The sequence below is a fragment of the Anaeromyxobacter sp. genome (assembly GCA_016718565.1).
Lineage (GTDB): Bacteria > Myxococcota > Myxococcia > Myxococcales > Anaeromyxobacteraceae > JADKCZ01.
The window spans coordinates 606,397-632,083 of the sequence record JADKCZ010000005.1 but is presented as its reverse complement, the minus strand read 5'-3'; the positions used below and the strand labels follow the sequence as shown (position 1 = coordinate 632,083).

Genomic DNA, 25,687 nt, shown 5'->3' with positions numbered 1-25,687 from the left:
GCCGGCCGGCGGCGGCGCCCGGGCCGGTCACGTGCCCACCGCGCGGGCCGCCTGCAGCGCGGCCACCTCGGCCCCCGGGCCGTCGCCCAGCACCCGGCCGTCCATCAGCTTGATGGCGCGCGGGCAGCGGGCCGCCAGCTTGGCCTCGTGGGTCACCAGGATGATGGTGTGGCCGCGGGCGTTCAGCTCGCCGAAGAGCCGCACGATCTCCTCGCCGGTCTGCGAGTCGAGGTTGCCGGTGGGCTCGTCGGCCAGCAGGATGGAGGGCTCGCCCACCAGGGCGCGGGCGATGGCGACGCGCTGGCGCTGGCCGCCGGAGAGCTCGTTGGGCCGGTGGTGCATGCGGTTGGCCAGCCCCACCGAGCGCAGGGCGTGCTCCGCCATGGCGCGGCGCTCGCGGCGCGGCAGGCCGCGGTAGACCAGCGGCAGCTCCACGTTGGCCGCCGCCGAGGCGCGCGGCAGGAGCTGGAAGGTCTGGAAGATGAAGCCGATCTCCCGGTTGCGCAGGTCGGCCAGGGCGTCGTCGGAGAGGGTCTCGACGTCGGCGCCGTTGAGCCGGTAGGTGCCGGAGGTGGCGGTGTCGAGGCAGCCCAGCAGGTTCATCAGGGTGGACTTGCCCGAGCCCGACTGGCCGACGATGGCCACCCACTCCCCCTGGTGGATGTCGAAGGAGACCCCGTCGAGCGCGCGCACCGTCTCGCCGCCCACCACGTAGTGGCGGGCCAGCCGGTCCACCGAGATGAGGGCGTCGCTCATGAGCCCTTGGCCTTCCCCTCGCCCTTCTTGCCCAGCTCCTCCTCGGTGACCTTCTTGCCGTCGGCCAGCTCCTTGGAGAGCACGCGGTAGGGCCCCTCCACCACCTGCTCGCCGGCCTGCAGCCCGGAGACGATCTCGATCTCGGTGTCGGAGGCCAGGCCGGTCTCCACCAGGCGCACCCGGGCCACCCCGTCCTGCACCACGAAGACCACCTTCTTGAGCGGCTCCTTGCGGGCCTTCTTGCCGGGCACCGGCGGCGCCGGGGCGGGCGCCGGCTGCTCGGCCACCTCGGCCCCCTTGGGCTTGAGGTCCTTGTCCGGGCGCACCGTCACCGCGGCGATGGGCACCACCACCGCGTCCTCGCGGGTGTCGGTGGAGACCGCGGCCTGGGCGCTCATGCCGGGCAGCGCGCCGGCCACCTGGTCGGTCAGCGCCATGCGCACGATGAAGGTGGTGACCTCCTGCTCGGTGCCGGCGTTCTTGACGGTGGCCTTGCGGGCCACCTCCACCACCTGGGCCTTGAACTTGCGCTCCGGGAAGGCGTCCACCTCGATCTCCGCCAGGTCGCCCTCCTTCACGTAGACCACCTCGTGCTCGCCGATCTCCGCCTTCATCTCCATCTTGGAGAGGGTGGCGATGACCATGATGACGTCCTCGGAGAAGTCCGAGCCGCGCACCCGCTCGCCCACCTGCTTGAGCCGCTGGGTGACGATGCCGTCCATGGGGGCGGTGATGGTGGTGAGGGAGAACTGGTGGCGCGCCTCGCGCAGGGCGGCGTCCGACTGGACCACCCGCTGCCCGGCGGCGGCGGCCTGGGCGCGGGCGCCGTCCAGCTCGGCGCGGGCCTTGTCGAGCTCGGCGGCGCTGGCGTTCTGCGAGGCGGCCAGGGCGGCCACCCGGCGGTACTCGGCCTCCAGCGAGGCGGCCCGCACCTGCTGCACCTGCAGCTCGGCGGCGGCGCCGTTGCGCGCCCCCTCGGCCTGGCTCAGCTGGGCCGAGTAGCGGCGGGCGTCGATCTTGCCCAGCACCTGCCCGGTGGTGACCCGGTCGCCCTCGCGGATGGAGAGCTCCACCAGATCGCCGGTGATGTTGGAGGAGAGCTTCACCTCGGTGGCCGCCTCCAGCTTGCCACCGCCGGTGACCACCCGGGTGATGGACCCCTTGCGCGCCGCGGCGGCCTGCACGGTGAGGGGCTTCTCCTCCTTGGGGCGCAGCGAGGTGGCCACCACCCCGGCGATGGCCAGCACGAAGAGGACGGCGAAGATCCGCTTGGGCCAGCTCATGCGGACCGGGGCGGGCGGGGGCGGCGACACTTCGGGGGGCGTGGTGGTCATGGCGTCCATCTAGAGGGCTCCTCCGACGGCGCGGCTGAGATCGGCGGCCGCGACGGCGTGGTCGATGCGGGCGTGCACGAGCGAGAGCTCGGCCTGCGTGAGCTTCAGGGCGGCGTCGCGCACCTCGAGCTGCGAGGCCAGGCCGGCCTCGAGGCGCTGCCGGGCCAGGGAGAGCCCCTGCTCCGCGGCGGCCAGGTTCTCGGCGCTGAGCGCCACCTGGCGGGTCAGGGCCACCACCGCGGCGCGGGCGCCGGACACCTCGCCGGCGGCGGCGTCGAGGGTGCGGCCGGCGGTGGCCTTGGTGCGGTCGGCGCCGGCCTGGGCGCGAGCCGCGGCGGCGTCGGTGGCGCGGCCGGCGAAGAGGTTCCAGCTGAGGGCCAGGCCGACGTAGGCGCTGTAGTTGCGGCTCGGGTCGCCGTAGACGCCGCCGCTGCCGGCGGCCTCCACGCCGCTCCGGCCGTAGGAGGCCTGGGCGGCCAGGGTGGGGTAGTAGGCGGCCCGGGCGGCCGACAGGCCGGAGTCGGCGGCCTCGAGCTGGGCGGCCACGGCGGCCAGCCCGGGCCGCTGCCGGCGGGCGGTGGCCAGGAGCTGCTCCAGCGGGGGCGGCTCGCCCGCGGGCAGGGCCGGCCCCTCCAGCCCGGCCGGCGCCACCAGGGCGAAGGTCCGGTCGCCCGGCTGGCCCATGGCCCTGGCCAGCTCGCCGCGGGCCACCACCAGCCGGGTCTCGGCCTGCTGCAGCGCGATGCGGTCGTTGCCCAGGTTGACGCGGGCGCTCACGGTGTCGGCCTTCTGGGCCCGGCCCGCGGTGTAGAGGGCCTCGGAGCGGTCCAGCAGCTCCTGGCTGCGCACCGCCGCCTTGCCCAGCACGGCCAGCGTCCGCTCCGCCTTCACCACCTCGTAGAAGCGGCGGATCACGTCGAAGGCCACGGTGAGGCGCGTCTCCTCGTGGCCCAGGGTGGCGGCCCGCTCGGAGGCCCTGGCCTGGGCGCGGCGGCTCCAGGCGGCCAGGTCCACCACCGGCTGGGTGAGCCTGAGGTCGAGCGAGTAGGCGGCGTAGTCGGCGGCGCCGCCCGGCACCACCTGGCCGGTGGTGGGGTCCACCTGCGAGAGGCTGCCCGGGCCGAAGAACTGGCGGCCGGCGGAGGAGGTCAGGTCGAGCCGCGGCAGGAGCCCCTGCAGGCTGCCCAGGGCGTCGGCGCCGGACAGCGTCACGTCGGCGCGCGCGATGGCCAGCTCGTGGCTCTCGCGGGCGGCCAGGGCCAGGGCGTCGTCGAGCGTGAGCGGCGCGTCGGCGGCGCGGGCCGGCGCGGCCACCAGCAGCAGCGCCGCGAGCGCCGCGGCGCTGCGGGCGGCGCGCCGTGCGGGGGCGAGGGGGGATCGGGTCATGAGGGTCACGCGCCCCCCTTGCCGCCGGCGGCCAGGGCGGCGGGGGCGAGCCTGAGGAAGGCCACCTGGGCGGCGAAGAGCAGCCCCACCACCGTGGCGGAGCGCAGCCGGGTGGCGCCGGTCACCTGGGCCATGCCGACCACCAGCAGCGCCAGCGCCCAGAGGGTGAAGAGGTCCACCGAGGAGGCGGCCGCCAGCAGCAGCGGCGAGGCCTTGTCGGGCAGCAGCGCCGCCAGGCTGGAGGGCAGGAGCCGCGGCAGCTCGGCCACCGTGAGCGGGGCCTTGAGCAGCACCGCCGGCAGGGTGAGGAGCTGCGCCAGCGCCAGCGGCAGCAGGGCGTGGGCCGAGACCGCCACCGTGGCCTTGAGGCCCGGCCTGGTGCCGGCCACCTTGAAGGCCAGCCAGCAGCAGAGCGCCGTGCCCAGGATGGCGAAGGCCGGGCCGAAGCCGGCGCCGGCGTAGCCCACGATGGCCCCCAGCTTGGCGGCCTGCGCCGCGGCCTGCTCCAGCTGGTGCTGGGTCATGGTGGCCGCCTCGGGGCCGACCGGGCCGCCCTCGCCCGCGAAGTCCAGGCGCGGCACGGCCACCAGGGCCAGCGCCAGCGAGGCCGCCGTGGCCACCAGGAGGGCGGTGAGGCTGCGGCGGCGTGCTGCCGCGGAGGCGAGGCCACGCTCGGGCGAGGTGAGCGTGGCCACGAGGACGGAGCCGTCTTCGGAGAGGTCTGTGGGGGACATGTCGGTGAGCTCGTGGGCCGTACGCGGCCGGCGCCGGGCTATTTCGTGGGAAGTGAGGCTCCGGTCAAGGAACAGGGAGGGTCCGGCACCACTTCCGTGACGAACGTGACGGCCCGGAAGGGGCGATATCGGGGTGGCGGGGAGCCGGGCGGACGCTCACCTGGCCGGGAGCGACCGGACGCGCGCCGAGGCGTCCCGCAGGGTGAAGAGCGCCAGGCCGGTGAGGGGGCGCGGCGACCCCAGCTGCTGCCGGGCCACGAACCGCTCCAGCGGCTCCTCCACCACCAGCTGCAGGCTGGGGCGCCGGCTGGCGTGGCGCACCAGCCGCTGGCCCCGCCGCACCACCACCAGCCCCACGTGCGAGACGCGGGTGACGAAGTCGTCGCGGTCCTGGCGGACCACGAAGGCCAGCGTGCCGGCCTCGAGCCGCCGCGCCGCGGCCGCCAGCGCCGCCACCGGCACCACCTCCACCTCGAAGCGCCCCTCCGGCAGCCTGGCGCGCGGCACCCCGGGCAGCCGGTGGCCGGCCGCGGCCAGCCGGCTCCAGCGGGCCGGGTCGTACCGCACCTCGGCCACCACCGTGAGGTCGCCGGCCACGGCGCGGGAGGCGGGGGCGAGCCAGCCCTTGGCCAGGTTGGCGGGCAGCCACTGCGAGAGCACCTCGTGGTTGCGCCCCGCCTGCGTCGGACGGCCGTCGGCGTAGCGCAGGTCGTCGAGGGCCCGGCGCGCCTCGGCCAGGGTGGCGCTGCTGCCGAGCGCCAGCGCCGTCTCGGCGAAGGTGAGGCAGTCGAAGGCGTCGAGCCGGAAGCGCGGGTCCGGGTCGGGCCCGGCCCCCTCGCCGAGCGGGGAGCCCTCGTACCGCGCGCCCAGCAGGGGGGCGGTGGCGGCCACGGCGCGCGGGCCGCCGGCCGGGGGGCGGGCCGCCAGGGCGGCGGCGACGGCCTCCTCCACGGAGGGGGGGGCGGCGGCGGGGGGCTCCGGGGCCGCGGGCGCCGCAGGGCTCGCGCCGGCCGGGGCGGCCAGCGCCAGCGCGGCGGCGAGGGCGAGGGTGAGGAGCGGGGTGGACACCGGCAGGGTCTACCTACACCGACCGCCGCTCAGTGCACCACCGCCGCCGCCTCCGCCGGGCGCTGGCCCTTGGTGAACCGCACGCCGCCGTCCGGGCCCTCGTCGACCACCACGTGGTCGCCGGCCTTGAACTCGCCGCGCAGCAGCTTGGTGGCCAGCGGGTCCTGCACCAGCCGCTGCAGGGCGCGCTTGAGGGGGCGGGCCCCGTAGAGCGGGTCGTACCCCGCGTCGGCGATGGCCTCGCGGGCCGCCTCGGAGAGCTCGACGGTGAGCTGCCGCTCCGCCAGCAGCGCGCGCAGCCGGCCGAGCTGGATCTCCACGATGCGGCCGACCTCCTCCCGCCCCAGCGGCCGGAAGACCACCGTCTCGTCCACGCGGTTGAGGAACTCGGGCCGGAACTCGGCGCGCAGGATCTCCAGGGCCGCCTCGCGCACCTGGTTCAGGTCCGCGTTGGGGCGGCTGGCCAGCCGCTGGATCTCGGCCGAGCCGAGGTTGGAGGTCATGATGACCACCGTGTTGCGGAAGTCCACGGTGCGCCCCTGGCCGTCGGTGAGGCGGCCGTCGTCCAGGATCTGGAGCAGCACGTTGAAGACGTCGCGGTGGGCCTTCTCGATCTCGTCGAAGAGGATCACGGCGTAGGGGCGCCGCCGCACCGCCTCGGTGAGCTGCCCGCCCTCGTCGTAGCCCACGTAGCCGGGGGGCGCGCCGATGAGCCGCGCCACGGCGTGCTTCTCCATGTACTCGCTCATGTCGAGCCGGATGAGCGACGCCTCGTCGTCGAAGAGGAACTCGGCCAGGGCCCGGGCGGTCTCGGTCTTGCCCACGCCGGTGGGGCCCAGGAAGATGAAGGAGCCGATGGGCCGGTTGGGGTCCTGCAGGCCGGAGCGGGCGCGCCGCACCGCGCTGGAGACGGCGTGCAGCGCCTCGTCCTGCCCGATGACGCGCCGCTCCAGCCGCGCCTCCATGCCGAGCAGCTTCTCCACCTCGCCCTCCAGCAGCCGGGCCACCGGGATGCGGGTCCAGGTCGAGACCACCTTGGCGATCTCCTCCGGGGTGACCTCCTCCTTGAGCATGGCCCCGTCGCGCTGCAGCTCGGCCAGGCGCGCCTGGGCGCGGTCCACCACGGCCTGCGCCTGCGGCAGCTTGCCGAACTTGAGCTCGGCGGCCCGCTGGAAGTCGGCGGCCCGCTCGGCCTTCTCCTGCTCCGCCCGCAGGGAGTCCATCACGGCGCGGGCGTCGGAGAGCTCCTTGATGACCCCCTTCTCGGAGTCCCAGCGGCTCTTGAGCCGGGCGAACTCCTCGTTGCGCTGCGCCAGCTCCTGCTCGGCCGCGGCCAGGCGGGCCCGGCTCCCCTCGTCCTGCTCCTTCTGCAGCCCCTGCCGCTCGATCTCCAGCTGGCCGATGCGGCGGCGCACCTCGTCCACCTCGGTGGGCATGGAGTCGATCTCGATGCGCAGCCGGCTGGCCGCCTCGTCGATGAGGTCGATGGCCTTGTCGGGCAGGAAGCGGTCGGCGATGTAGCGGTGGGAGAGGCGGGCCGCGTCCACCAGCGCCGCGTCCTGGATGCGCACCTTGTGGTGCAGCTCGTAGCGGTCCTTCAGGCCGCGCAGGATGGAGATGGTGTCGGCCACCGAGGGCTCGCCGATGAAGACCGGCTGGAAGCGCCGCTCCAGGGCCGGGTCCTTCTCCACGTGCTTGCGGTACTCGTCCACGGTGGTGGCGCCGATGGCGTGCAGCTCGCCGCGGGCCAGCGCCGGCTTGAGCATGTTGCCGGCGTCCATGGCCCCCTCGGCCGCGCCGGCGCCCACGATGGTGTGCAGCTCGTCGATGAAGAGGATGATCTCGCCCTCGGAGGCGATGACCTCCTTGAGCACGCCCTTGAGCCGCTCCTCGAACTCGCCGCGGAACTTGGCCCCGGCCACCATCGAGGCCAGGTCGAGCGAGAGGAGCCGCTTGCCCTTCAGCCCCTCGGGCACGTCCCCGTCGGAGATGCGCCGGGCCAGCCCCTCGGCGATGGCGGTCTTGCCCACGCCGGGGTCGCCCACCAGCACCGGGTTGTTCTTGGTGCGGCGCGACAGGATCTGGATGACCCGCCGGATCTCGTCGTCGCGCCCGATGACCGGGTCGAGCTTGCCGGCCCGCGCCAGCGCGGTCAGGTCCTTGGCGTACTTGTCGAGCGAGCGGTACTGGCTCTCGGCCTCCTGCGAGGTGACGCGGGCGCCGCCGCGCAGCTCCTTCAAGGCCCCCAGGATCCGCTCCGGGGTGGCGCCGGCGCCGCGCAGCGCCTGGCCGGCGCCGCCCTTGTCCTGGGCCGCCGCCACCAGCAGGTGCTCCGAGGAGACGTACTCGTCCTTGAGCCGCTTGGCCTCGTCGTCGGCCCGATCGAGCAGCTTGGCCAGCCGCTGCGCCAGGTGCTGCTCGCCTCCCTGCACCTGGGGCAGGGTGCGCAGCTCGTCCTCCAGGCGCGCGCCCACCACCCGCGCGTCGGCGCCGATCTTGTCGAGCAGCGGGCGGGCCAGCCCGTCCTGCTGGGCCAGCAGCGCCAGCGCCAGGTGCTCCACGTCCACCGCCTGGTGGTCGCGGCGGCGCGCCTCGGTCTGGGCGTCGTGCAGGGCTTCCTGGGCCTTGGTGGTGAACCGGTCGGGTCGCATGGATGCAGCGTAAGACCTGATCGGTGCAAGGCAAGCGCCAGCCCATCCTGGCCGGCGGGGTGCGACGCGCTGTCCGACCGGGTCGGGGCGCGGCAGGTCGCCGCCCCGCCCCCGGCGGCCGGGAGGGGGCGCCGCGGCGCCTCAGCGCTCTGCGAAGCAGTAGAAGAGGCCGGCCCCGCCGGTCCCCTTCAGCGCCTCCTGGCTGCACCCGCGCGAGCCGTGCGAGGAGTTCCAGGAGGTCATGTGGCGGGTGTCCGCCAGGCCGATCCGGTCGTGGTGGCCGACGATGGCGGAGCCCTCGCCGCTGCTGGTCCAGTTGGCGCAGGTGGTGTCGCCGCCGGCCGTCGAGTAGAGGCCGCCCGGGTCCGAGCCGGTGAGCATGTCGTGCTGGTTGACCGGATCGCCCCGGCCGCTCACCGCCTCGCCCTTCTCGGTGAGCGCGGTCTGCTTGGTGAGGTTGGTGGCGGGCGAGTGCAGCTCGTCCACGGTCCTGGCCACCACCACGCCCCGGGCGTTGCGCCACGGGCCCGGGCCGATGCGATCGCGGGCGTTCACCCCGGCCGCCCCGCCCGGCGCGGTGGTGCTCAGGTAGGCGCGCCAGCCGGTGCGCTTGGAGCCGGCCGCGGCGGCCAGCGCCTGGCAGTGGGCGTCGGCGCCCGCCAGCCCGCCCAGGTCGGCGCCCTTGCCGGAGCCCACGCTGGTGACGAAGAAGCCCATGTCGGCGTCCGGCGGCGCCCCCAGGGCCACGCCGGCCAGCACCACCGAGACCACCACCCCCGTCGCAAGCTTGCTGGCACGAGACATGGACGCTCCTCCTCCTGGCGCCGGACGCGGCGCCCCCGTGCTGTGCGGCCGGGCGGGCCGGCGGACCAGTCACGCGCGGGGCGTCCCTCAACTTTCCCCCCGCCCGGATGGGTCCGATCCGGCGGCGGCCAGGTGTCCGCTTGCGGTCCAGGTCGGTTCGCGCCATCCCTGCTGCACACCACCGGAGCGTTCCCTGACCAGCACCCCGCACCCCGAGATCCTCTCCGTCGGCCTGGCCCTGCCGCCCCACTTCGCCGACCAGGAGACCCTCACCGCCGCGCTCTCCGCCTTCTGGTCACGCCAGCACTTCAACCCCGAGCGGCTGGCCCAGATCCACCGGGCCGCGCTGGTGCAAGGGCGCCACCTGGCCTTGCCGCTCGCCGAGTACGCCGGGCTGCGCGGGCTGGGCGCCCGCAACGACGCCTTCATCCGGGTGGGCCTGGAGGTGGGCGAGGCGGCGCTGCGCGACGGCCTGGCCAGGGCCGGGCTGGAGCCGCGCGACGTCGACCACCTCTTCTTCGTCACCGTGACCGGCCTGGCCACGCCGTCGCTCGAGGCGCGCCTGATGAACCGGCTCGGCATGAAGCCGTCGGTGAAGCGCACCCCCATCTTCGGCCTGGGCTGCCTGGCGGGGGCGGCCGGCCTGGCGCGGGCCTCCGACGCCCTGCGGGCCTTCCCCGGCGAGGTGGCGGTGCTGCTCTCGGTGGAGCTCTGCTCGCTCACCCTGCAGCCGGAGGACCTCTCCATCCCCAACGTGGTGGCCACCGGCCTGTTCGGCGACGGCGCCGCCGCGGTGGTCCTGGGCGGCGGGGCCCGGCCGCCGCGGCCGGCCTCGCCCGGGGCGCCGGGTTCACCCAGGGTGATTGACACGCGCTCGGTCTTCTACCCGGACACCGAGTGGGTCATGGGCTGGGACGTGGTGGACTCCGGCTTCAAGATCGTCCTCTCGGCCAAGGTCCCCGAGGTGGTGGAGCGGCACGTCGGCGGCGACGTCGACGCCTTCCTCGGCGCCCACGGCCTGGCCCGCGGCGACGTCCGGCACTGGATCGCCCACACCGGTGGCCCGAAGGTGCTGGAGGCCTTCCGCGCCGGCCTGGGGCTGCCGGAGGCGGCGCTGGCGCGCAGCTACGCCTCGCTCCGGGAGGTGGGCAACCTCTCCTCCGCCTCGGTGCTCTTCGTGCTGGCCGATCACCTGGCCGCCGGTGAGGCGCGCCCCGGCGACCTGGGGCTGCTGGCGGCCATGGGGCCCGGCTTCGCCGCCGAGCTGGTGCTGCTCCGGTGGTGACGCCCCTGGCCACCGTGGCCGCGCCCCTGGCCGCGGCGGCGCCGCCGGGCCCCGGCGCCACCGGCCCGGCCGGCCTCCCCTGGCCCACCGCGCTGCTCCTCGGCGCGCTGGCGCTGCTGGCCGTGGAGCGGGGGGTGGAGCTGGTGATCTCCAATCGCAACGCCCGGCGGGCCCTGGCCGCCGGCGGGGTGGAGGCCGGGCGCGGCCACTACCCGGCCATGGTGCTCTTCCACGCCGCCTTCCTGGTGGCCTGCGCCGCCGAGCCGCTGCTCTGGCCGCGGGCCTGGCCGATGGGCGCCTCGCTGGCGGCGCTGGCGGCGGCGCTGCTGGCCCAGGGGCTGCGCTGGTGGGCGGTGACGACGCTGGGCGGCCGCTGGACCACCCGGGTGGTGGTGCTGCCGGACGCGCCGCCGGTGACCGGGGGCCCCTACCGCTTCGTCCGGCACCCCAACTACCTGGCGGTGGTGCTGGAGCTGGCGGCCGTCCCGCTGGTGGGCGGGGCGCTCCTCACCGCGGCGCTGTTCACCCTGGGCAACGCGGCGCTGCTCTCGGTGCGCATCCCGGCCGAGGAGCGGGCGCTCGGCGCGGCCTGGGCGCGCGCCTTCGCCGGCCGCGCGCGCCTGCTGCCGCGGCCGCCGGGGGGCGGCCCGTGACGCCGCTCGAGCAGGCCGTGGCCGCCGAGATCCTCCGCCTGGCCAGGGAGGACCTGCGCCTCGAGGGCCCCCCGCCGGAGCCGGACGCGCCGCTGGCCGGCACGCTCGACTCGCTGCTCCTGCTCTCGCTGGTGGTGGCGGTGGAGGACCGCTTCCACCTGGCCCTCACCGACGACGACGCGGCCGAGGCCACCACGCTGGCCGGCCTGGCCCGGCTGGTGGCGGCGCGGGCAGAGCCGGCGCGGCTGCCGGCCGCCGGCGGCGGGCCGCCCGGGGAGGGGCGGTGAGGCTCACCGGACCGCCGGCGCCCGCGCCGCGCTTCCCCACGCTGGTCCACGCCCTGCGGGCGGCGGCCGCCCACCCCGGCGGCGTCACCTTCGTGGACCTGGCGGAGCGCGAGCGCCACCTCCCCTGGCGCGAGGTGCACGCCCGCGCCCAGGCGGCCGCGGCCGCGCTGGCGGCGCGCGGCGTGCGGCCGGGTGACCGGGTGGCCATCGTGCTGCGCACCGAGCCCGCCTTCCTCGACGCCTTCTTCGGCGCCTGGCTGGCCGGGGCGGTGCCGGTGCCGCTCTACCCGCCGGTGCGCCTCGGGCGGCTGGAGGAGTGGGTGGCCGGGACGGCGCGGATGCTGACGGTCTCCGGCGCGCGGCTGGTGGTGTCGGGTGGCGGCACGCGCGCGCTGCTCGGCGAGGTGCTGGCCCTGGCCGCCCCGCCGCTCGGGCTCCTGGAGGCCGGCGGGCTGCTCGAGGGGCCGGCTGGCGTTCCTGGCCAGGCCCACGCGCTCCTCGACCGCGGCGCCGGTGCCGTGGCCGGTGCCGACTCCGCGCCGGGCGGGTCGGGGGCCGGGGCCGGGGGGGCGCCGCTGGCGGCGCCCACCGACCTCGGGCTGGTGCAGTTCTCCTCCGGCTCCACGGTGGACCCGAAGCCGGTGGCGCTGACCCACGCGGCGCTGCAGGCCCAGGCCGACGCGCTGATGGCGCTGGTGCGCCCCACCAGCGCCGACGCCCTGGTGTCGTGGCTGCCGCTCTATCACGACATGGGGCTCATCGGCGGGCTGCTGGCGGCCATGTCCTACCCCGGACCGCTGGTGCTGATCGCGCCGGAGCACTTCCTGGCGCGGCCGGCGCTCTGGCTGCGCGCGCTGGCCCGCCACCGGGCCACCATCTCGGTGGCGCCGAGCTTCGCTTACGCCTACTGCGCCGAGCGGGTGGGCGACGCCGAGCTGGCCGGCTGCTCGCTGGCCAGCTGGCGCCTGGCGCTGGACGGCGCCGAGCCGATCTCGGCCGACGCCATGCGCCGCTTCGCGGCCCGCTTCGCCCCGCACGGCTTCGACCCCGGCGCGCTGGTGCCGGTCTACGGCCTCTCCGAGGCGGCCCTGGCGGTCACCTTCGCCGCGCCGGGCGGCGCGCCGCGCGGGGCCTGGCTCGACGCCGACCTGCTGGCGCGCCAGGGGCGGGCGGTGCGGGTGGCGGCGCCGGCCGGCCAGGCCGCCGGGCCCGGCGCCTGCGAGGTGGTGGCGGTGGGCGCGCCCATCCCGGGTGTCGAGGTGGAGGTCCGCGGCGAGGACGGCGGCCCCACCGGCGAGGGCGCGCTGGGGCGGGTCTGGGTGCGCGGCCCCTCGCTCTTCGAGGGCTACCTGGGCGATCCGGCCGCCACCGCGCGGGCGCTGCAGGGCGGGTGGCTCGACACCGGCGACCGGGGCTTCGTCATGGGCGGGGCGCTGCACCTGCACGGCCGGCAGAAGGACCTGGTCATCGTGCGCGGCGCCAACCACGCGCCGGAGCAGCTGGAGGCGGCGCTGGCCGGCCTGGCCGGGCTCAGGCCGGGCTGCGCGGTGGCGCTGGGCTTCGCGCCGCCCGGCGGCGGCGAGGCCCTGCTGGTGCTGGCGGAGCGGGCCCCTGGCCCGGCGCCCCTGGACCCCGCCGCGCTGGAGGCCGCCATCCGCCGCGCCCTGCTGGAGCGGACCGGGCTCTCGCCGCACACGGTGCGCCTGCTGGCGCCGGGCACGCTGCCGCGCACCTCCTCGGGCAAGCTGCGGCGCCAGGAGGCGCTGCGCCGCCACCTGGCCGGCGAGCTCCGGCCGCCGCGCCGGGTGGACGCCCTGTCGCTCGGGGTGGCCTGGGCCAGGTCGCGCCTGGCGGGCTGGCGCGGGCCGCGGCGAGGGCCGGCGTGAGGGCGGCGCGGTGGCCCGGCCACGGCGCGTCGGCGCCCCGGCCCGGGTGGGGGCCGTGAGCGGGCGGCGCCGCGACGTGGTGGTGGCCGGCGGCGGTCCGGCCGGCCTGGCCTTCGCAGCCGCCTCGGCCGGGCGCGGCCTCGACGTGCTGGTGCTCGAGGCCCGCCCGTACCCGGTGGACAAGGCCTGCGGCGAGGGGCTGCTGCCGGCCGGGGTGCGGGCCCTGGAGGCGCTGGGCGTGCGCGCCCGGCTCGGCCCGGCCGACGCCTCGCCGCTCCGGGCCCTCCGCTGGGTGGACGCCGCCGGGCCCGAGGTGACGGTGCCGCTCCCCGCGCCGGGCGGCCTGGGGGTGCGGCGCACCGCGCTCTCGGCGGCGCTGCTCGAGCGGGCGCGGGAGGCCGGGGCGGAGGTGCTGGAGGCCGAGGTGCTGCACCACCGGCGCGGCGCCGACGAGGTGCTGGTGCAGGCCACCGCGGGCGAGGTGCGGGCGCGCCTGCTGGTGGCGGCCGACGGGCTGGCCTCGCCGGTGCGCCGGCGCGAGGGGCTCGACCTGGCGCCGCCCGGGCCGCGCCGCTCCGGCCTGCGCCGCCACCTGGCCCTGGCCGCCTGGACCGACGCGGTGGAGGTCCACCTCGGGGCGGGGGTCGAGGCCTACCTCACCCCGGCCGGCGCCGGGCGGCTGGGCGTGGCCTTCCTCTTCGAGGGCAGTGCGCCGGGCGGGTGGGCGGCGCTGCTGGGCCGCTTCCCGGCCCTGGCGGCGCGCCTCGAGGGGGCGGCGCCCGCCTCGGAGGACCGCGGCGCCGGGCCGTTCCTCAGGGCGGCGCGGACCCGCACCCTCGATCGCCTGGTGCTGCTCGGCGACGCGGCCGGCTACCTCGACGCGCTGACCGGCGAGGGGCTCTCGCTGGCGCTCGGCTGCGCCCTCGACCTGGCGGCGCTGGCGCCGGACGCCCTGGCCGCCGGCGCCGGCCGGGACAGCCTGGCGCCCTACGAGCGGGCCTGGCGGCGGCGCTTCACCCCCTACGCGCGCTCCACCCGGGCGCTGCTGGCGATCACCCGGCGGCCGGCCCTGCGCCGCGCCCTCATCGCGCTCTGTGCCCGCGCCCCCGCGCCGCTGACGCGGCTGGTGGCGGCGGCCGTGGGGTGAGCGGCCCGGCTGCCGCGGCGGCGACCGCGCCACCGGAGGCCCACCGCCCGGGGCCTCACGGGCGCGGCGGCCGCCAGTGCTCCAGCCAGGCGTCCGCCTGCTGGCGCCGGGAGCGCCTGAGGACGCCGAAGCCGGCCAGCGTGTGCACGGGCTGGCTGTCGGCGAGCGACCAGAGCCGGTGGCGGTGCGCCGGGGCGTCGACGTCGAGGTGCTCCACCAGCCGGACCCGCCCCCCGGCGGCCACCGCGCGGGTGGCCTCGGCCGGGTCGAGGAGCCGCACCTCCTCGCCGCCGGGGCGCTCGATGCGCCAGGCCCTGCGGGCGTTCCAGCCGGTCAGGTCGTAGGCGAAGGCCCCGGCGCCCTGCAGCAGCACCGCCCAGCCGGTCAGGGCCAGCAGGAGCGCGCGCCGCGGCCAGGTGGCGCCGAGCCACCCGGCCAGCGGGACCAGCAGCAGCGCCAGGGCCGGGCCCAGGTCGCAGAGCCGCCGCCAGCCGTAGGACCAGCCGCCCCACCAGTCGAACCAGCCCGCCTCCACCACCAGCGCGGCCGCCGCCGCCACCACCAGCGGCCGGAGCGGGTGGAAGGCCGGCCGGCGGAAGGCCAGCACCGCGCCCGCGGCGGAGAAGACCAGGAACGGCGAGAAGGCCAGCAGCCCGCGCGAGGGGCTGACGAGCAGCCCGGGCAGGCTCTCCTGCAGCCGGAAGGGCCAGGGGTCGGCCAGGCCGGTCTTGGCGAGCGCGATGGCGCCGCCCACCTCCACCTGGCCGAAGCGCAGCGGCGACCCCAGGTACCACCAGTTGAAGGCCGCCAGGGCCAGGGCCGCCGGCAGGGCGCCGGCCACCAGCGCGGCGGCGGCGCGCCGGTCGGTGAGGAGCAGCACCGCGGCGGCGGCCAGCGCGAAGAGGGCGCCCTGGGGGCGGCAGGCGGCGGCCAGCGAGAAGGCCAGGCCGGCCAGCGCCGCGTCGATGGGGGCCAGCCGGGCCGCCGGCGCCCTGGCCGCGCCGCCGGCGGCGTCCCCGCCCGGCGCCGGTTCACCCGGGGTGACGGGCGCCCCGCCGCGCCGCCGCACCAGGAAGAAGGCCCCCAGCGAGAGGAAGAAGAGGTCGCCCGGGTGCTGCCAGAGCGTCTGGCTGGCCAGGCTCCAGGCCGGCGTGCCCAGCCCCCAGGCCAGGGCCAGCAGCGCCGCGGGCCAGGGCGCCAGCCAGCGGCGCGCCGAGAGGAAGACCAGGGCGCCGGCCAGCGCGGTGAGCAGCAGCGCCGCGGCCCGCGCCCCGCCCCACAGCAGCTCCGGCCGGCCGCGCAGGTCGCCGAAGACCGCGGCCAGCGGGGCCAGCACCGGCAGCGCGGTGAGCGGGGCGCCCGGCCCGAAGCTGCTCAGGTAGCGCGGCTCGCCGGTGGCGGGGTCGTCGCGCACGGCGCGCGCCAGGAAGTAGGGCGGCACCGGGCGCAGCTCGCCGTCGGCGTAGCGCCTGGCCGCCGGCACCCCGTCCACCAGGGTGGCGAGGTCGAAGAGCCGGAGCGCGGGCCGGCCGGGCCGCAGGTCCTCCCAGCGGAAGAGCCAGGGCGCGCGGGAGGGGGCCAGGGTGAAGCGCCCCTCGGCCAGCAGCGAGGCGGCGGTGTAGACGCTGGCGGTGGCGTCGTTGCCGGGCAGGGTGGCGCCCGGGGCGGCGTACGCCAGCCCGAGCGCCAGCGCCAGGGCGGCCGCCCGGGTGAGGTCGCCGCGGGCTGGGCGGGGGCCGGACGGAGCGGGGGCTGGGGGCGGCGCGGGCGCCTCGGGCGGCTGGCTCGTCGCCATCCCGCCCCATTACCACGGGTGCGGCGCGCCACCACCCCTCCGGTGACGCGTCGCGTCGAGCACGACCCGGACGGGCGCGGAAGGGGGCACCTCCGATGGGGCTCGCCTCAGCGGTTGCTTGCCCCGGCCGCACGGGACCCGTACCTCTCGGTGGCACGCCCCGCCCACTCACCCGAGGTGAACCCCATGAAGAGGTCGATGCTCAGCCTGGCGCTGCTGCTCGCGGCGCCGTCGGTGCTCGCCGCCGACACCATCAAGATCGCGCTCACCGGTCCCTACTCGGGCGGCTCCGCCCCCATGGGCACCTCCACCCGAGACGGCTCGAAGCTGGCCATCGCCGAGCTCAACGCCGCCGGCGGCATCGACGTGGGCGGCAAGAAGCTCATGATCGAGATCATCGAGCGCGACGACGAGGCCAAGAACGACCGCGGCGCCCTCATCGCCCAGGAGCTGGCCTCCATGAGCGACCTCTCCGGCGTGCTCGGCTCGGTCAACACCGGCGTGGTCATGGCCGGCGACAAGCACCTGCAGGAGAAGGGCATCACCAAGATCATCGTGCCGGCGGCCGGCTCCAAGTCGATGACCCAGTGGGCCACCCCGGACGGCCCGAAGCAGCTCTCCATCTTCCGCTTCGCCGCCCACGACGCCATCCAGGCCGGCATGGTGGTGGAGGAGGCCATCAACCGGAAGCTGTTCAAGGTGGCGCTGATCCACGACGACACCAACTACGGCGTCTCGGGGCGCGACGACCTGCTCGACCAGATCAAGAAGCAGGGCAACAAGCTCGAGGTGGTCACCCAGGAGAAGTTCAAGATCGGCGACAAGGACATGACCGCCCAGGTCCTCCAGGCCAAGGCCAAGGGGGCCCAGGCGGTGCTCATCTGGGCCATCGGGCCGGAGCTGGCCGCGGTCTCGAACAGCATGGCCAAGAACGGCCTCAAGGTGCCGCTCATCGGCGGCTGGACGCTCTCCATGTCCAACTACATCGACAACGCCGGCGCCAACGCCAACGGCACGCTCATGCCGCAGACCTTCATCGAGGAGCCCATCACCCCGCGCGCCAAGGCCTTCATCGACGCCTACCACAAGACCTACGGCGTGACCCGCATCCCCTCGGCCGTGGCGGCCGCCCAGGGCTACGACGCGGTGCTGATCTTCGCGGCGGCGGTCAAGCAGGCCAGGAGCACCGACAGCCTCAAGATCCGGGACGCGCTCGAGGACCTGAAGGAGCCGGTCAAGGGCGTCATCGCCACCTGGGTGAAGCCCTACTCGAAGTGGGACCCGGCCAACGTGGAGACCCACGAGGCCTTCCGGCGCGACAAGGTGGTCATGGGCATGGTGCAGGACGGCCGGGTGGTCTTCGGCAACCAGGCCGACCGCGACCGCCTCAAGAAGAGCATGCAGTAGCCGGCCCGCCCGGCCTGCTCTACCCTGCCGGCTGACGCGGAGGAGGCGGCGCCGTCCCCCTCCTCCGCCCCACGCCACCGAGGGACCCACAGCACCCCGTGCCAGCCTCCTTCATCATCCAGATGGCCGTGAGCGGCGCGCTCATGGGGCTGGTCTACGCCCTCATCGCCTACGGCTTCCAGCTCACCTACGCCACCTCCAAGAGCCTGAACTTCGGCCAGGGCGAGCTGGTGATGGTCTCGGCCTTCGCCACCCTCTCCATCATGGGCACCGGCCTGCCCTACGGCCTGGTGGTGCTGCTCGGCCTGCTCTTCGGCGCGCTGCTCGGCCTGGTGGTGGAGCGCACCGGCGTGCGGCTGGCCCTGGAGCAGAAGGGCGAGGGCTGGATCCTCCTCACCATCATCATCGGCCTCTTCCTCTTCTCCTTCGCCGAGAACATCTGGGGGCGGGACGACCGCCCCTTCCCGACCCCCATCCCCTCCGACCCCATCGAGGTGCTGGGCGTCAGCGTCACCGGCCTGGAGCTGTCGGTGGCGGTGGGGGTGCTGGCGGTGATGGGGCTGGTGGAGGTCTTCAAGCGGCGCACCCTGCTCGGCAAGGCCTTCGAGGCCATCTCGGCCGACCGCGACGCCGGCGAGCTGATGGGCATCTCGGCCACCCGCACCGTCATGCTCTCCTACGCCCTCTCCGGCGGGGTGGCGGCGCTGGCCGGCATCCTGGTCTCGCCCATCACCACGGTGGGCCCCACCATGGCCTCGGCCCTGGTGCTCAAGGCCTTCTCGGTGGCGGTGGTGGCCGGCCTGGAGTCCGGCTTCGGGGTGGTGGTGGTGGGCCTCTTCCTGGGCGCGCTCGAGAGCCTGGCCTCCTTCTACGTGGGCAGCGGCTGGCGCGAGGCGCCGGGGCTGGTCCTGCTGATCCTGGCCCTGGCGGTGCGCCCCACCGGCGTGTTCGGCAAGGCCGTCATCCGGAAGGTCTAGGGGCCGCCATGCTCAAGCGACTCCTGCTGGTCCGCGGCGCCGAGCTCCTGCTCTTCGGCCTGCTCATCGCCGTGCCCCTGGCGGTGGAGAGCTCCTACGCCCTGGGCCTGCTCACCCTGCTGGCCATCTACGGCATCCTGCTCATCGGCCTGGACGTGACGGTGGGCTACCTGGGGCAGGTGAACCTGGGCCAGGCCGCCTTCCTGGGGCTGGGCGCCTACGTGGCCGGCATCGCGGTGACCCGCCACGGGCTGGGCATCCCGGCGGCGCTGCTGCTGGCCACCGGCCTGACGGCGCTGGTGGGCGCCCTGCTGGCGCTGCCCGCCCTGCGCCTCGAGGGGCCGCAGTTCGCCCTGGCCACCCTGAGCTTCACCGCCCTCACCGCCACCGCCCTGAACGAGCTGGAGTGGCTCACCCAGGGCGCCCAGGGCCTGAGCCTGAAGCGCCCGCCGCTCATGGGCCACGTGCTCTCATCGCGCGACTTCTACTGGCTGTGCATGGCCCTGCTGGCCCTGGTCTGGATGGCCATGCGCAACCTGCTCTCCTCGCAGTGGGGGCGGGCCTTCGAGGCGCTGCGCGACAGCCCCATCGCCACCGACGCCATGGGGGTGGGCACCTACCGGCACAAGGTGGCCGGGTTCGCCATGGGGTCGGGGCTGGGCGGGCTGGCGGGCGGCCTGTACGCCTTCAACTTCCAGTACCTCCAGCCGCACGGCTTCCAGTACGAGCTGACGGTCATCCTGCTGCTGGGGGTGGTGCTGGGCGGGCGCAAGAGCCTGTGGGGCGCCTTCGTGGGCGCCACCCTGGTGGCGCTGCTGCCCAACCTGCTCTCCAGCCGCACCCTCTTCCAGGCCTTCTCCGGCCTGGGGCTGCTGGTGGCGGTGGCGGCCGGGGCCCGCGGCCTGGCGCGCCGCAGCCTGGGGACCTTCCAGGCGGTGGCGCCGGTGGTGGCCACCGCGGCGCTGGTGGCCGGCGGCTTCCTGGTCCAGAACACCGAGGACTGGCGCAAGGCCATCTTCGCCCTGATGCTCTTCTCGGTGGTGGTGGGGCTGCCGGAGGGGCTGATGGGCTTCGCCGGCCGCGCCCTGGCCCGGCTCTTCCGGGTGGCGCCGCCGCCGCTGCCCACGCCCTCGCCGCTCGACCAGGTGCTGCCGCCGCGCCCGGCCGACGGCGCGCCGCTGCTGGTCCTGACCGGGCTGAAGCGCCACTTCGGCGGCGTCAAGGCGGTGGACGGCCTCGACCTCGTCGTGCGGGCCGGCCAGGTGCACGGGCTCATCGGGCCCAACGGGTCGGGCAAGAGCACGGTGGTCAACGTGGTCTCGGGCCTCTACACCCCCACCGCCGGCCAGCTCACCCTGCGCGGGGCGCCGCTGCCGCTCGGCAGCCTGTTCGCCGCGGCCCGCGCCGGGGTGGCCCGCACCTTCCAGAACCTGCAGCTCTTCGGCGGCATGACGGCGCTGGACAACGTCATGGTGGCGCTGCAGGGCGCCTACCGGGTGCCGCTGCCGCTGGTCTGCCTGGGGCTGGGGCGCGCCGAGGAGCGGCGGGCCCAGGCCGACGCCCTGGCGCTGCTGGACTTCGTGGGGCTGCTCGACCAGGCCCGCACCCCGGCCAAGGACCTGACCTACGGGGCCCAGCGCTTCCTGGAGATCGCCCGCGCCCTGGCGCGCAAGCCGGAGCTGCTGGTGCTGGACGAGCCGGCGGCCGGCCTGGCCCACCCCGACGTGGTGAAGCAGGTGGAGCTGATCCGGCGCATCCACCGGCGCGGGGTCACCATCGTGCTCATCGAGCACCACATGGACGTGGTGACCCAGCTGTGCGACGTGGTGACCGCGCTGGACGGCGGCCGCCTCATCGCCGAGGGGACGCCCGACGAGGTGAAGCGCCACCCCAAGGTCATCGAGGCCTACCTGGGCGCCGTCGCCGTCGCCGCCGCCCCTCCCCCCGCCGGCTGAGATGGCCCAGCCCAGGAACGATCCCATGCTCGTGGTGAAGGACCTGCACGCGGGATACGGCCTCTCCGAGGTGCTGGTGGGCACCTCGCTCACCGTGGAGGCCGGCACGGTGGTGGCGCTGCTGGGCGCCAACGGGGCCGGCAAGACCACCACCATGCGCGCCATCTCCGGGATGATCACCCCGACCCGGGGCGAGGTGCTGCTGGACGGCGTGCCGGTGCACGGCCTGCCGGCCTCGCGCATCGCCCGCCTCGGGCTGGCCCACTCGCCGGAGGGGCGCAAGGTCTTCGGGCCGCTGGCGGTGGAGGACAACCTGCTCCTGGGCGCCTACCGCCACCTGCCGCGCTTCTTCGGCTTCCGCAAGCAGGCGGCGCCCGACCTGGCCCACGTCTACGAGCTCTTCCCGCGCCTGGCCGAGCGGCGCACCCAGCTGGCCGGCACCCTCTCCGGGGGCGAGCAGCAGATGCTGGCCATCGGGCGGGCCCTGATGGCGCGCCCCAAGGTGATGCTGCTCGACGAGCCGTCCATGGGGCTGGCGCCGGTCATCATCCAGGAGGTCTTCCGGACCATCCGCCGGCTCAAGGCGGAGGGCATGACCATGCTGCTGGTGGAGCAGTTCGCCCTGGCGGCCCTGGAGGTGGCCGACCACGCGTACGTGCTGGAGCGCGGGCGGGTGGCCGTGCACGGCACCCCGGACGAGCTCCGGCGCGACGAGCGGGTGCTGGCGGCCTACCTGGGCTGAGCGGCGCCGGCGGGTGGGACCCAAGAACGAGGGCGACCGCGAGGCGGCTTCGGGACTAGGATCACCGCTCACCTCGACGGAGGAACACCATGCGCACCACCGTGCTCGGCGCCGGCTCCTGGGGCACCGCCCTCGCCTCCCTGCTGGCTGGCAAGGGTTACCCCGTCACCGCCTGGGACAAGGACGGCGGGGTCCTGGAGGACATCTCCAGGAACCACCGCAACCAGCGCTACCTGCCCGGGGTGGCGCTCTCCGCCAACCTGCACGCCTCCGCGGACATCGTGAAGGCGCTGGAGGGGGCCGAGCTGCTGGTGCTGGCGGTGCCGTCGCACGCCGTCCGCCCGGTGGTCATCGAGATGAAGCGCCACGTCCACGCCGGCACCCCCATCGTCTGCGTGGCCAAGGGGATCGAGCAGGAGACGCTCATGACCATGAGCGAGGTGCTGGAGGACGTCCTGCCGGTGCCCCTCCACCCCTACGTCGCGGTCCTCTCCGGCCCCTCCTTCGCCAAGGAGGTGGCCAGCGGGCTGCCCACCGCGGTGACGGTGGCGGCCCGCTGGGAGCGGGTGGCCCGGCAGGTCCAGGACGCCTTCCACTGCAAGACCTTCCGCCCCTACACCAGCGGCGACGTGGTGGGCTGCGAGATCGGCGGCTGCGTCAAGAACGTGGTGGCCATCGCGGCCGGCATCTCCGACGGCTGCGGCTTCGGCGCCAACGCCATGGCCGCGCTGGTGACCCGCGGGCTGGCCGAGATCAGCCGGCTGGCGGTGAAGAAGGGGGCCAACCCGCTCACCCTCTCGGGCCTGGCCGGGCTGGGCGACCTGGTGCTCACCTGCTCCTCCGACCTGTCGCGCAACCGGACGGTGGGGCGCGGCCTGGCGGCCGGCAAGAAGCTGGAGGACATCCAGCGCGACCTGGGGCAGGTGGCCGAGGGGGTGCGCAACGCCCGCTCCAGCCGCGACCTGGCGGCGCGCCTGGGCGTGGAGATGCCCATCACCGAGACCGTCTACCGCGTCATCAACGAGGGGCTCGATCCGCGCGAGGCGGTGACGCAGCTCATGATGCGCGAGACCAGGGCGGAGATCTGACCCTGGCCGGCCCGGGGTAGGACGAGACATGGCCGACGTCGCCGCCCACCTGGTCCGCACCGGGGTCCTGCCCCCGGAGGCGGCCTCGCGGGCCCTGGCCTCGGCCCACGACGGCGACGTGGCCTCGGCGGCGCTGCGGCTCGGCCTGGCGGCCGAGGGGGCGCTGGTGCGGGCGCTGGCCACGCTGCTCGACAGCCCGGGCGTGGACCTCTCCCGCAGCGTCATCCCCACCGCCAACCTGGACGTGGTCTCGGCCGGCTTCTGCCGGCAGCGGCGCATCCTGCCGGTGTCGGTGGGCAAGGCCGAGCTGGTGCTGGCCATGGCCAACCCGGAGGACTCGGCGCTGGCCGACGAGCTCCACTTCGTCACCGGGCGGCGCGTGCTGCGCTGCGTGGCGGTGCCGGCCGCCATCGAGCGGGCCCTCGACGGGCTGGTGCGCGAGAAGCAGCGGTTCGCCGCCACCTGGCGCGGCGCGCAGGCGCCGGCCCTGCCGGATCCGGCCGCCGCCTGGGTGGGGGTGGTGCACCCACCGCGCCGGGCCGGGGCCGGGCTGGAGCTGCCCGACGCCCCCGAGGCCATCGAGCTGGTGCCGGCCAACGCCATGCTGGAGACCCCCTTCGCCGCCCCCTCGCCGGCCCGCACGGTGCGGCCGGCGCAGCACCAGCCGCCGGCCGCGCCGCGCGGCGGTGACGTGGCCCCCACCACGGTGCGCCTGGAGGGGCTGGGGGCCGGCCGGCTGGTGCTGGTGGCCGACGCCTCCCCCGAGGCGCGCGAGGAGCTGGCGGGCCTGCTGGGCGGGCTGGGCTGCACCGTGCTGCAGGCCGCCAACGGGCGGGCCGCCCTCGACATCGTGCGCGAGGCGCGGCCGGACCTGGTGATCACCGACGCCATGCTGCCCATGGTGCAGGGCTTCGAGGTGTGCCGCGCCATCAAGGGCGACCCGGTGCTCCGGCCCACCCCGGTGGTGCTCACCTCCGGGCAGCACCGCGGCACGGTGGCGGCCGACGCCCAGATCGCCTTCGGCGCCGACGCCTTCCTGGAGAAGCCCTTCCGCCGCGAGGAGGCGGTGCGGGTGGCCAGGGTGCTGCTGCTGGGCGGCGCGCCCGACCCGGCCGAGGCCAGGAAGCGGGCGGCGGCCACGGCCGCCTGGCGCGCCGGGGCCCAGGCGCTCAAGGACGGCCGGATCGAGGAGGCCACCGTGCTCCTGCGCGACGCCTGCGCCCGCGACGACCTCTCCGCCGAGGCCCATTACTACCTGGGCCACGCCCTGGCCAAGCAGGGGCTGCTGTTCGAGGCGGCCGCCGCCTACGGCCGCTCGGCCGAGCTCCGGCCCGACATCGACGCGGCCCACCAGTACCTGGCCCAGCTCTACGAGCAGCTCGGCTTCCAGCGGAGCGCGCGCGAGGCCTGGGCCAACGCCATCGAGACCTGCACCGACGTGTCCCGCAAGAAGGCCATGCAGGCCCGGCTGCTCAAGCTGCTGGGGCTGTAGGTCGGCCGGGCCGGCGGGCGCCGGGGGCGAGGCGCCGCCGCGCCGGTCGCCCACCCCGGGTGCCGACCCACCCCGGGCCTGCGACCAGGCGCGCCGCCGCCCCCCGATCCCGGCGCCTGCGACGTCCGGGGCCAGGGGTGCGCCGTTGCAGGCGGAAGCGCCCCCCTGCCGGACAAGCGGGACGCAGCGGCGCCCCCGGACCGGACCCGGCGCACGGGTGGCTCTGCTGGCACGGTGGCTGCTCAGCCAGGAAGGGGTGCGCCGCCGCCGGGGCCTCGCGGCCGGTGAAGCCGGCGCACACCTCGAGGCCAGGCGTGCTGAGGAAGCTGGGACAGCAGGAGCCGCAGAGCTGGGGCCTCCTGGTCCACCGGCTGGCGGCCTACACGGCGCTGGTGGCGCTGGCCTGGACCGCCGTCATGGGCGCGTCGCTGTCCTGGGCCCTGCGCGAGGAGGATCGCGAGGCGGAGACCCGGTCCCTGACCCTGGCCGAGACCCTGGCGGACGAGCGGCTGCTCACCCTGCGCTGGGCCGCCAGCCAGCGGGCCATCTACCTGGCCGACGACGGCGCCGCGCCCATCGACGGCTCCGCCGCGTCCGGCCCCGCCGGGATGGTGCTCGGCCCGGGCGGCGTGCGCCTGGCGCTGGTGTCGGCGCAGACGCTGACCGCCCGCATCTTCCGGCTGGAGGACCAGTCGTTCGGGGTGACCGGGCGGGCCGTCAGCCTGCGGCCCCTGGGGGCGGCGGGCGCGCCCGAGGCCTGGGAGGCCGAGGCGCTGCGCCGCTTCGAGCGAGGCGAGCGCCAGGTGCACGAGCTGGCGGGGCAGGGCCAGGCGCGCCGGCTCCGCTTCGCCCGGGCGCTCCAGGTGGAGGCGCCCTGCCTGCGCTGCCACGGGCCGCAGGGCCAGGCCCTGGGCGACCTCAGGGGCGCCGTCACCCTGGAGGTGCCGCTGGAGCGGGTGGGCGGCCAGTCCGCCGCCCACGGCCGCGACCTCGCCGCCTGGCACGCCCTGCTCTGGCTGGCCGGCCTGGGCGCCATCGCCCTGGGGAGCGCCCGCCTCCGCGCCCGGCTCCGCCAGCTCGAGGCGGCCGCCAACGCCCTGCGCGAGAGCCAGGCCCGCCTGGCCCGCATCCTGGAGGCCACCTCGGACGGCTACTACGAGGTGGAGCTGCCCACCGGCGCGCTCTTCCTGTCGCCGGGGTGGGCCCGCCGCTTCGGCGAGGGCGGCGGCGCCCTGGCCGACCTGGTGCGCACGGTCCACCCCGACGACCGGCCGCGCTTCCAGGAGGCGCTGGACCGCTGCCTGGACGGGTCGGCCCTGGCGCTGGAGTGCGAGCACCGCGTCCAGGGGCCGGATGGGGCCACCCACTGGCGCCTCACCCGCGGCAAGGTGGTGCAGCGCGACGCGGGCGGCGCGCCCCTGCTGCTGGCCGGGGTGGTGGCCGACGTGGACGCCCACAAGCGGCTGGAGGACCAGCTCGACCGGGTGGACCGGCTGGCCGCGCTGGGGACGCTGGCGGCCGGGGTGGCCCACGAGCTCAACGGGCCGCTCGCCTGCGCCGGCAGCAACCTGGGGCACGCCACCTGGCTGCTGGGGGCGACGCCGCTGGCGGCCACGCCCGCCGGCGCCGAGGCCCTGGCGGCGCTGGCCGACGCCGGCGAGGGCGTGCGCCGCGCCGCCCTCATCGTGCGCGACCTGCGCACCTTCTCGCGGCCCGACGAGCGGCTCGGGCCGGTCTCGGTGCGGGCCGCGGTGGAGGCGGCGCTCTCCCTGGCCCGGCCCATGCTGGCGCAGCGGGCCGAGCTCAGGATCGAGCTGCAGGACGTGCCGCTGGTGGTGGCCAGCCACGACCGGCTGGTGCAGGTCTTCCTCAACCTGCTGGTCAACGCGGCGCAGGCCCTGCCCGCCGAGCGCGAGCGCCGCGACCAGATCCGGGTGGCCACCCTGTCGGACCACCTCGGCGGGGTGGCGGTGGAGGTGTCCGACACCGGGGTGGGCATCGCGCCGCACGACCTGGCGCGCCTCTTCGACCCGTTCTTCACCACCAAGCCGCCCGGGCAGGGCACCGGGCTGGGCCTCTCCGTCAGCCACGGCATCGTCACCCGCCTGGGCGGGCGCATCGAGGTGGACTCGGCGGTGGGGCGCGGCACCACCTTCCGGGTGGTGCTGCCGCGCGACCCGCCGGCGCGGGCCTGAGCCCGGCGCGAGGGATCCCCACCGGTCGCCGGATCGGCCCAGGTG

20 protein-coding genes are annotated in these 25,687 nt (G+C 76.4%); 12 read left to right on the top strand and 8 right to left on the bottom strand.

Annotated elements, in window-relative coordinates:
* Positions 1–27: 27 nt before the first annotated feature.
* From IPO09_15155 to IPO09_15125, 7 genes are all read right to left on the bottom strand, one after another.
* Positions 28–756, bottom strand: coding sequence for an ABC transporter ATP-binding protein (locus IPO09_15155; protein MBK9518658.1), 729 nt, complete (start codon positions 754–756; stop codon positions 28–30).
* The gene (locus tag IPO09_15150) at positions 753–2,099 is read right to left on the bottom strand and encodes an efflux RND transporter periplasmic adaptor subunit (protein MBK9518657.1); all 1,347 of its coding nucleotides are present in this window, start codon (positions 2,097–2,099) and stop codon (positions 753–755) included. Before IPO09_15150 ends, IPO09_15155 begins: the two co-directional genes overlap by 4 nt.
* On the bottom strand, positions 2,100–3,476 hold the full coding sequence (locus IPO09_15145) for a TolC family protein (protein MBK9518656.1): 1,377 nt from the start codon (positions 3,474–3,476) through the stop codon (positions 2,100–2,102).
* 5 nt (positions 3,477–3,481) lie between these two features.
* Positions 3,482–4,210, bottom strand: coding sequence for a YIP1 family protein (locus IPO09_15140; GenBank protein MBK9518655.1), 729 nt, complete (start codon positions 4,208–4,210; stop codon positions 3,482–3,484).
* A gap of 156 nt (positions 4,211–4,366) precedes the next feature.
* Positions 4,367–5,278: a DUF1460 domain-containing protein gene (locus IPO09_15135; GenBank protein ID MBK9518654.1), complete on the bottom strand. Its 912-nt coding sequence runs from the start codon at positions 5,276–5,278 to the stop codon at positions 4,367–4,369.
* A 29-nt stretch (positions 5,279–5,307) separates the two neighbouring features.
* Positions 5,308–7,929, bottom strand: coding sequence for an ATP-dependent chaperone ClpB (gene clpB, locus IPO09_15130; protein MBK9518653.1), 2,622 nt, complete (start codon positions 7,927–7,929; stop codon positions 5,308–5,310).
* Between the two features lie 141 nt (positions 7,930–8,070).
* Positions 8,071–8,733, bottom strand: coding sequence for a hypothetical protein (locus tag IPO09_15125; protein ID MBK9518652.1), 663 nt, complete (start codon positions 8,731–8,733; stop codon positions 8,071–8,073).
* Here IPO09_15125 and IPO09_15120 point away from each other — a divergent pair.
* The 5 genes from IPO09_15120 to IPO09_15100 are packed head-to-tail and all read left to right on the top strand — an operon-like array spanning position 8,732 to position 13,991.
* Positions 8,732–10,018, top strand: a complete 1,287-nt coding sequence (locus tag IPO09_15120) for a type III polyketide synthase (GenBank protein ID MBK9518651.1) — start codon at positions 8,732–8,734, stop codon at positions 10,016–10,018. The genes IPO09_15125 and IPO09_15120 overlap by 2 nt on opposite strands.
* 26 nt (positions 10,019–10,044) lie before the next feature.
* Positions 10,045–10,671 carry a hypothetical protein gene (locus IPO09_15115; protein MBK9518650.1) on the top strand — a complete coding sequence of 209 codons (627 nt, stop codon included), beginning with the start codon at positions 10,045–10,047 and terminating at the stop codon, positions 10,669–10,671.
* Entirely contained in the window at positions 10,668–10,958 is a 291-nt protein-coding gene (locus tag IPO09_15110; protein MBK9518649.1) for an acyl carrier protein, read from the top strand. Before IPO09_15115 ends, IPO09_15110 begins: the two co-directional genes overlap by 4 nt.
* Entirely contained in the window at positions 10,955–12,844 is a 1,890-nt protein-coding gene (locus IPO09_15105) for an AMP-binding protein (protein MBK9518648.1), read from the top strand. Before IPO09_15110 ends, IPO09_15105 begins: the two co-directional genes overlap by 4 nt.
* Before the next feature lie 55 nt (positions 12,845–12,899).
* Complete coding sequence (locus tag IPO09_15100; protein ID MBK9518647.1) at positions 12,900–13,991, top strand: NAD(P)/FAD-dependent oxidoreductase; 1,092 nt, start codon at positions 12,900–12,902, stop codon at positions 13,989–13,991.
* A 55-nt stretch (positions 13,992–14,046) separates the two neighbouring features.
* Here the strand turns inward: IPO09_15100 and IPO09_15095 are convergent, their stop codons facing one another.
* Positions 14,047–15,786 carry a hypothetical protein gene (locus IPO09_15095; protein ID MBK9518646.1) on the bottom strand — a complete coding sequence of 580 codons (1,740 nt, stop codon included), beginning with the start codon at positions 15,784–15,786 and terminating at the stop codon, positions 14,047–14,049.
* A gap of 186 nt (positions 15,787–15,972) precedes the next feature.
* Here IPO09_15095 and IPO09_15090 point away from each other — a divergent pair, with 186 nt between their 5' ends.
* The 7 genes from IPO09_15090 (at position 15,973) to IPO09_15060 (ending at position 25,642) form a co-directional block, all read left to right on the top strand.
* A complete protein-coding gene (locus IPO09_15090; protein MBK9518645.1) occupies positions 15,973–17,193 on the top strand; it encodes an ABC transporter substrate-binding protein in 1,221 nt (406 codons plus the stop codon).
* Between the two features lie 143 nt (positions 17,194–17,336).
* A complete protein-coding gene (locus IPO09_15085; GenBank protein ID MBK9518644.1) occupies positions 17,337–18,170 on the top strand; it encodes a branched-chain amino acid ABC transporter permease in 834 nt (277 codons plus the stop codon).
* An 8-nt stretch (positions 18,171–18,178) separates the two neighbouring features.
* On the top strand, positions 18,179–20,125 hold the full coding sequence (locus IPO09_15080) for a branched-chain amino acid ABC transporter ATP-binding protein/permease (protein ID MBK9518643.1): 1,947 nt from the start codon (positions 18,179–18,181) through the stop codon (positions 20,123–20,125).
* Positions 20,126–20,150: 25 nt separating this feature from the next.
* On the top strand, positions 20,151–20,867 hold the full coding sequence (locus IPO09_15075; protein MBK9518642.1) for an ABC transporter ATP-binding protein: 717 nt from the start codon (positions 20,151–20,153) through the stop codon (positions 20,865–20,867).
* Positions 20,868–20,956: 89 nt separating this feature from the next.
* Positions 20,957–21,955: an NAD(P)-dependent glycerol-3-phosphate dehydrogenase gene (locus IPO09_15070; GenBank protein MBK9518641.1), complete on the top strand. Its 999-nt coding sequence runs from the start codon at positions 20,957–20,959 to the stop codon at positions 21,953–21,955.
* Between the two features lie 28 nt (positions 21,956–21,983).
* The gene (locus IPO09_15065) at positions 21,984–23,447 is read left to right on the top strand and encodes a response regulator (GenBank protein ID MBK9518640.1); all 1,464 of its coding nucleotides are present in this window, start codon (positions 21,984–21,986) and stop codon (positions 23,445–23,447) included.
* 314 nt (positions 23,448–23,761) lie between these two features.
* Positions 23,762–25,642, top strand: a complete 1,881-nt coding sequence (locus IPO09_15060; GenBank protein ID MBK9518639.1) for a DUF3365 domain-containing protein — start codon at positions 23,762–23,764, stop codon at positions 25,640–25,642.
* The last annotated feature ends 45 nt before the right edge of the window (positions 25,643–25,687 follow it).

Excerpts from the sequence above, each read along its gene's own strand:
- IPO09_15120 (MBK9518651.1), top strand. The coding sequence starts at position 8,732 with ATGGACGCTCCTCCTCCTGGCGCCGGACGCGGCGCCCCCGTGCTGTGC.
- IPO09_15065 (MBK9518640.1), top strand. The coding sequence starts at position 21,984 with ATGGCCGACGTCGCCGCCCACCTGGTCCGCACCGGGGTCCTGCCCCCG.
- IPO09_15095 (MBK9518646.1), bottom strand. The coding sequence starts at position 15,786 with ATGGCGACGAGCCAGCCGCCCGAGGCGCCCGCGCCGCCCCCAGCCCCC.
- IPO09_15085 (MBK9518644.1), top strand. The coding sequence starts at position 17,337 with ATGGGGCTGGTCTACGCCCTCATCGCCTACGGCTTCCAGCTCACCTAC.
- IPO09_15075 (MBK9518642.1), top strand. The coding sequence starts at position 20,151 with ATGCTCGTGGTGAAGGACCTGCACGCGGGATACGGCCTCTCCGAGGTG.
- IPO09_15140 (MBK9518655.1), bottom strand. The coding sequence starts at position 4,210 with ATGTCCCCCACAGACCTCTCCGAAGACGGCTCCGTCCTCGTGGCCACG.
- IPO09_15145 (MBK9518656.1), bottom strand. The coding sequence starts at position 3,476 with ATGACCCGATCCCCCCTCGCCCCCGCACGGCGCGCCGCCCGCAGCGCC.
- IPO09_15070 (MBK9518641.1), top strand. The coding sequence starts at position 20,957 with ATGCGCACCACCGTGCTCGGCGCCGGCTCCTGGGGCACCGCCCTCGCC.
- clpB (MBK9518653.1), bottom strand. The coding sequence starts at position 7,929 with ATGCGACCCGACCGGTTCACCACCAAGGCCCAGGAAGCCCTGCACGAC.
- IPO09_15125 (MBK9518652.1), bottom strand. The coding sequence starts at position 8,733 with ATGTCTCGTGCCAGCAAGCTTGCGACGGGGGTGGTGGTCTCGGTGGTG.
- IPO09_15080 (MBK9518643.1), top strand. The coding sequence starts at position 18,179 with ATGCTCAAGCGACTCCTGCTGGTCCGCGGCGCCGAGCTCCTGCTCTTC.
- IPO09_15150 (MBK9518657.1), bottom strand. The coding sequence starts at position 2,099 with ATGGACGCCATGACCACCACGCCCCCCGAAGTGTCGCCGCCCCCGCCC.
- IPO09_15155 (MBK9518658.1), bottom strand. The coding sequence starts at position 756 with ATGAGCGACGCCCTCATCTCGGTGGACCGGCTGGCCCGCCACTACGTG.
- IPO09_15090 (MBK9518645.1), top strand. The coding sequence starts at position 15,973 with ATGAAGAGGTCGATGCTCAGCCTGGCGCTGCTGCTCGCGGCGCCGTCG.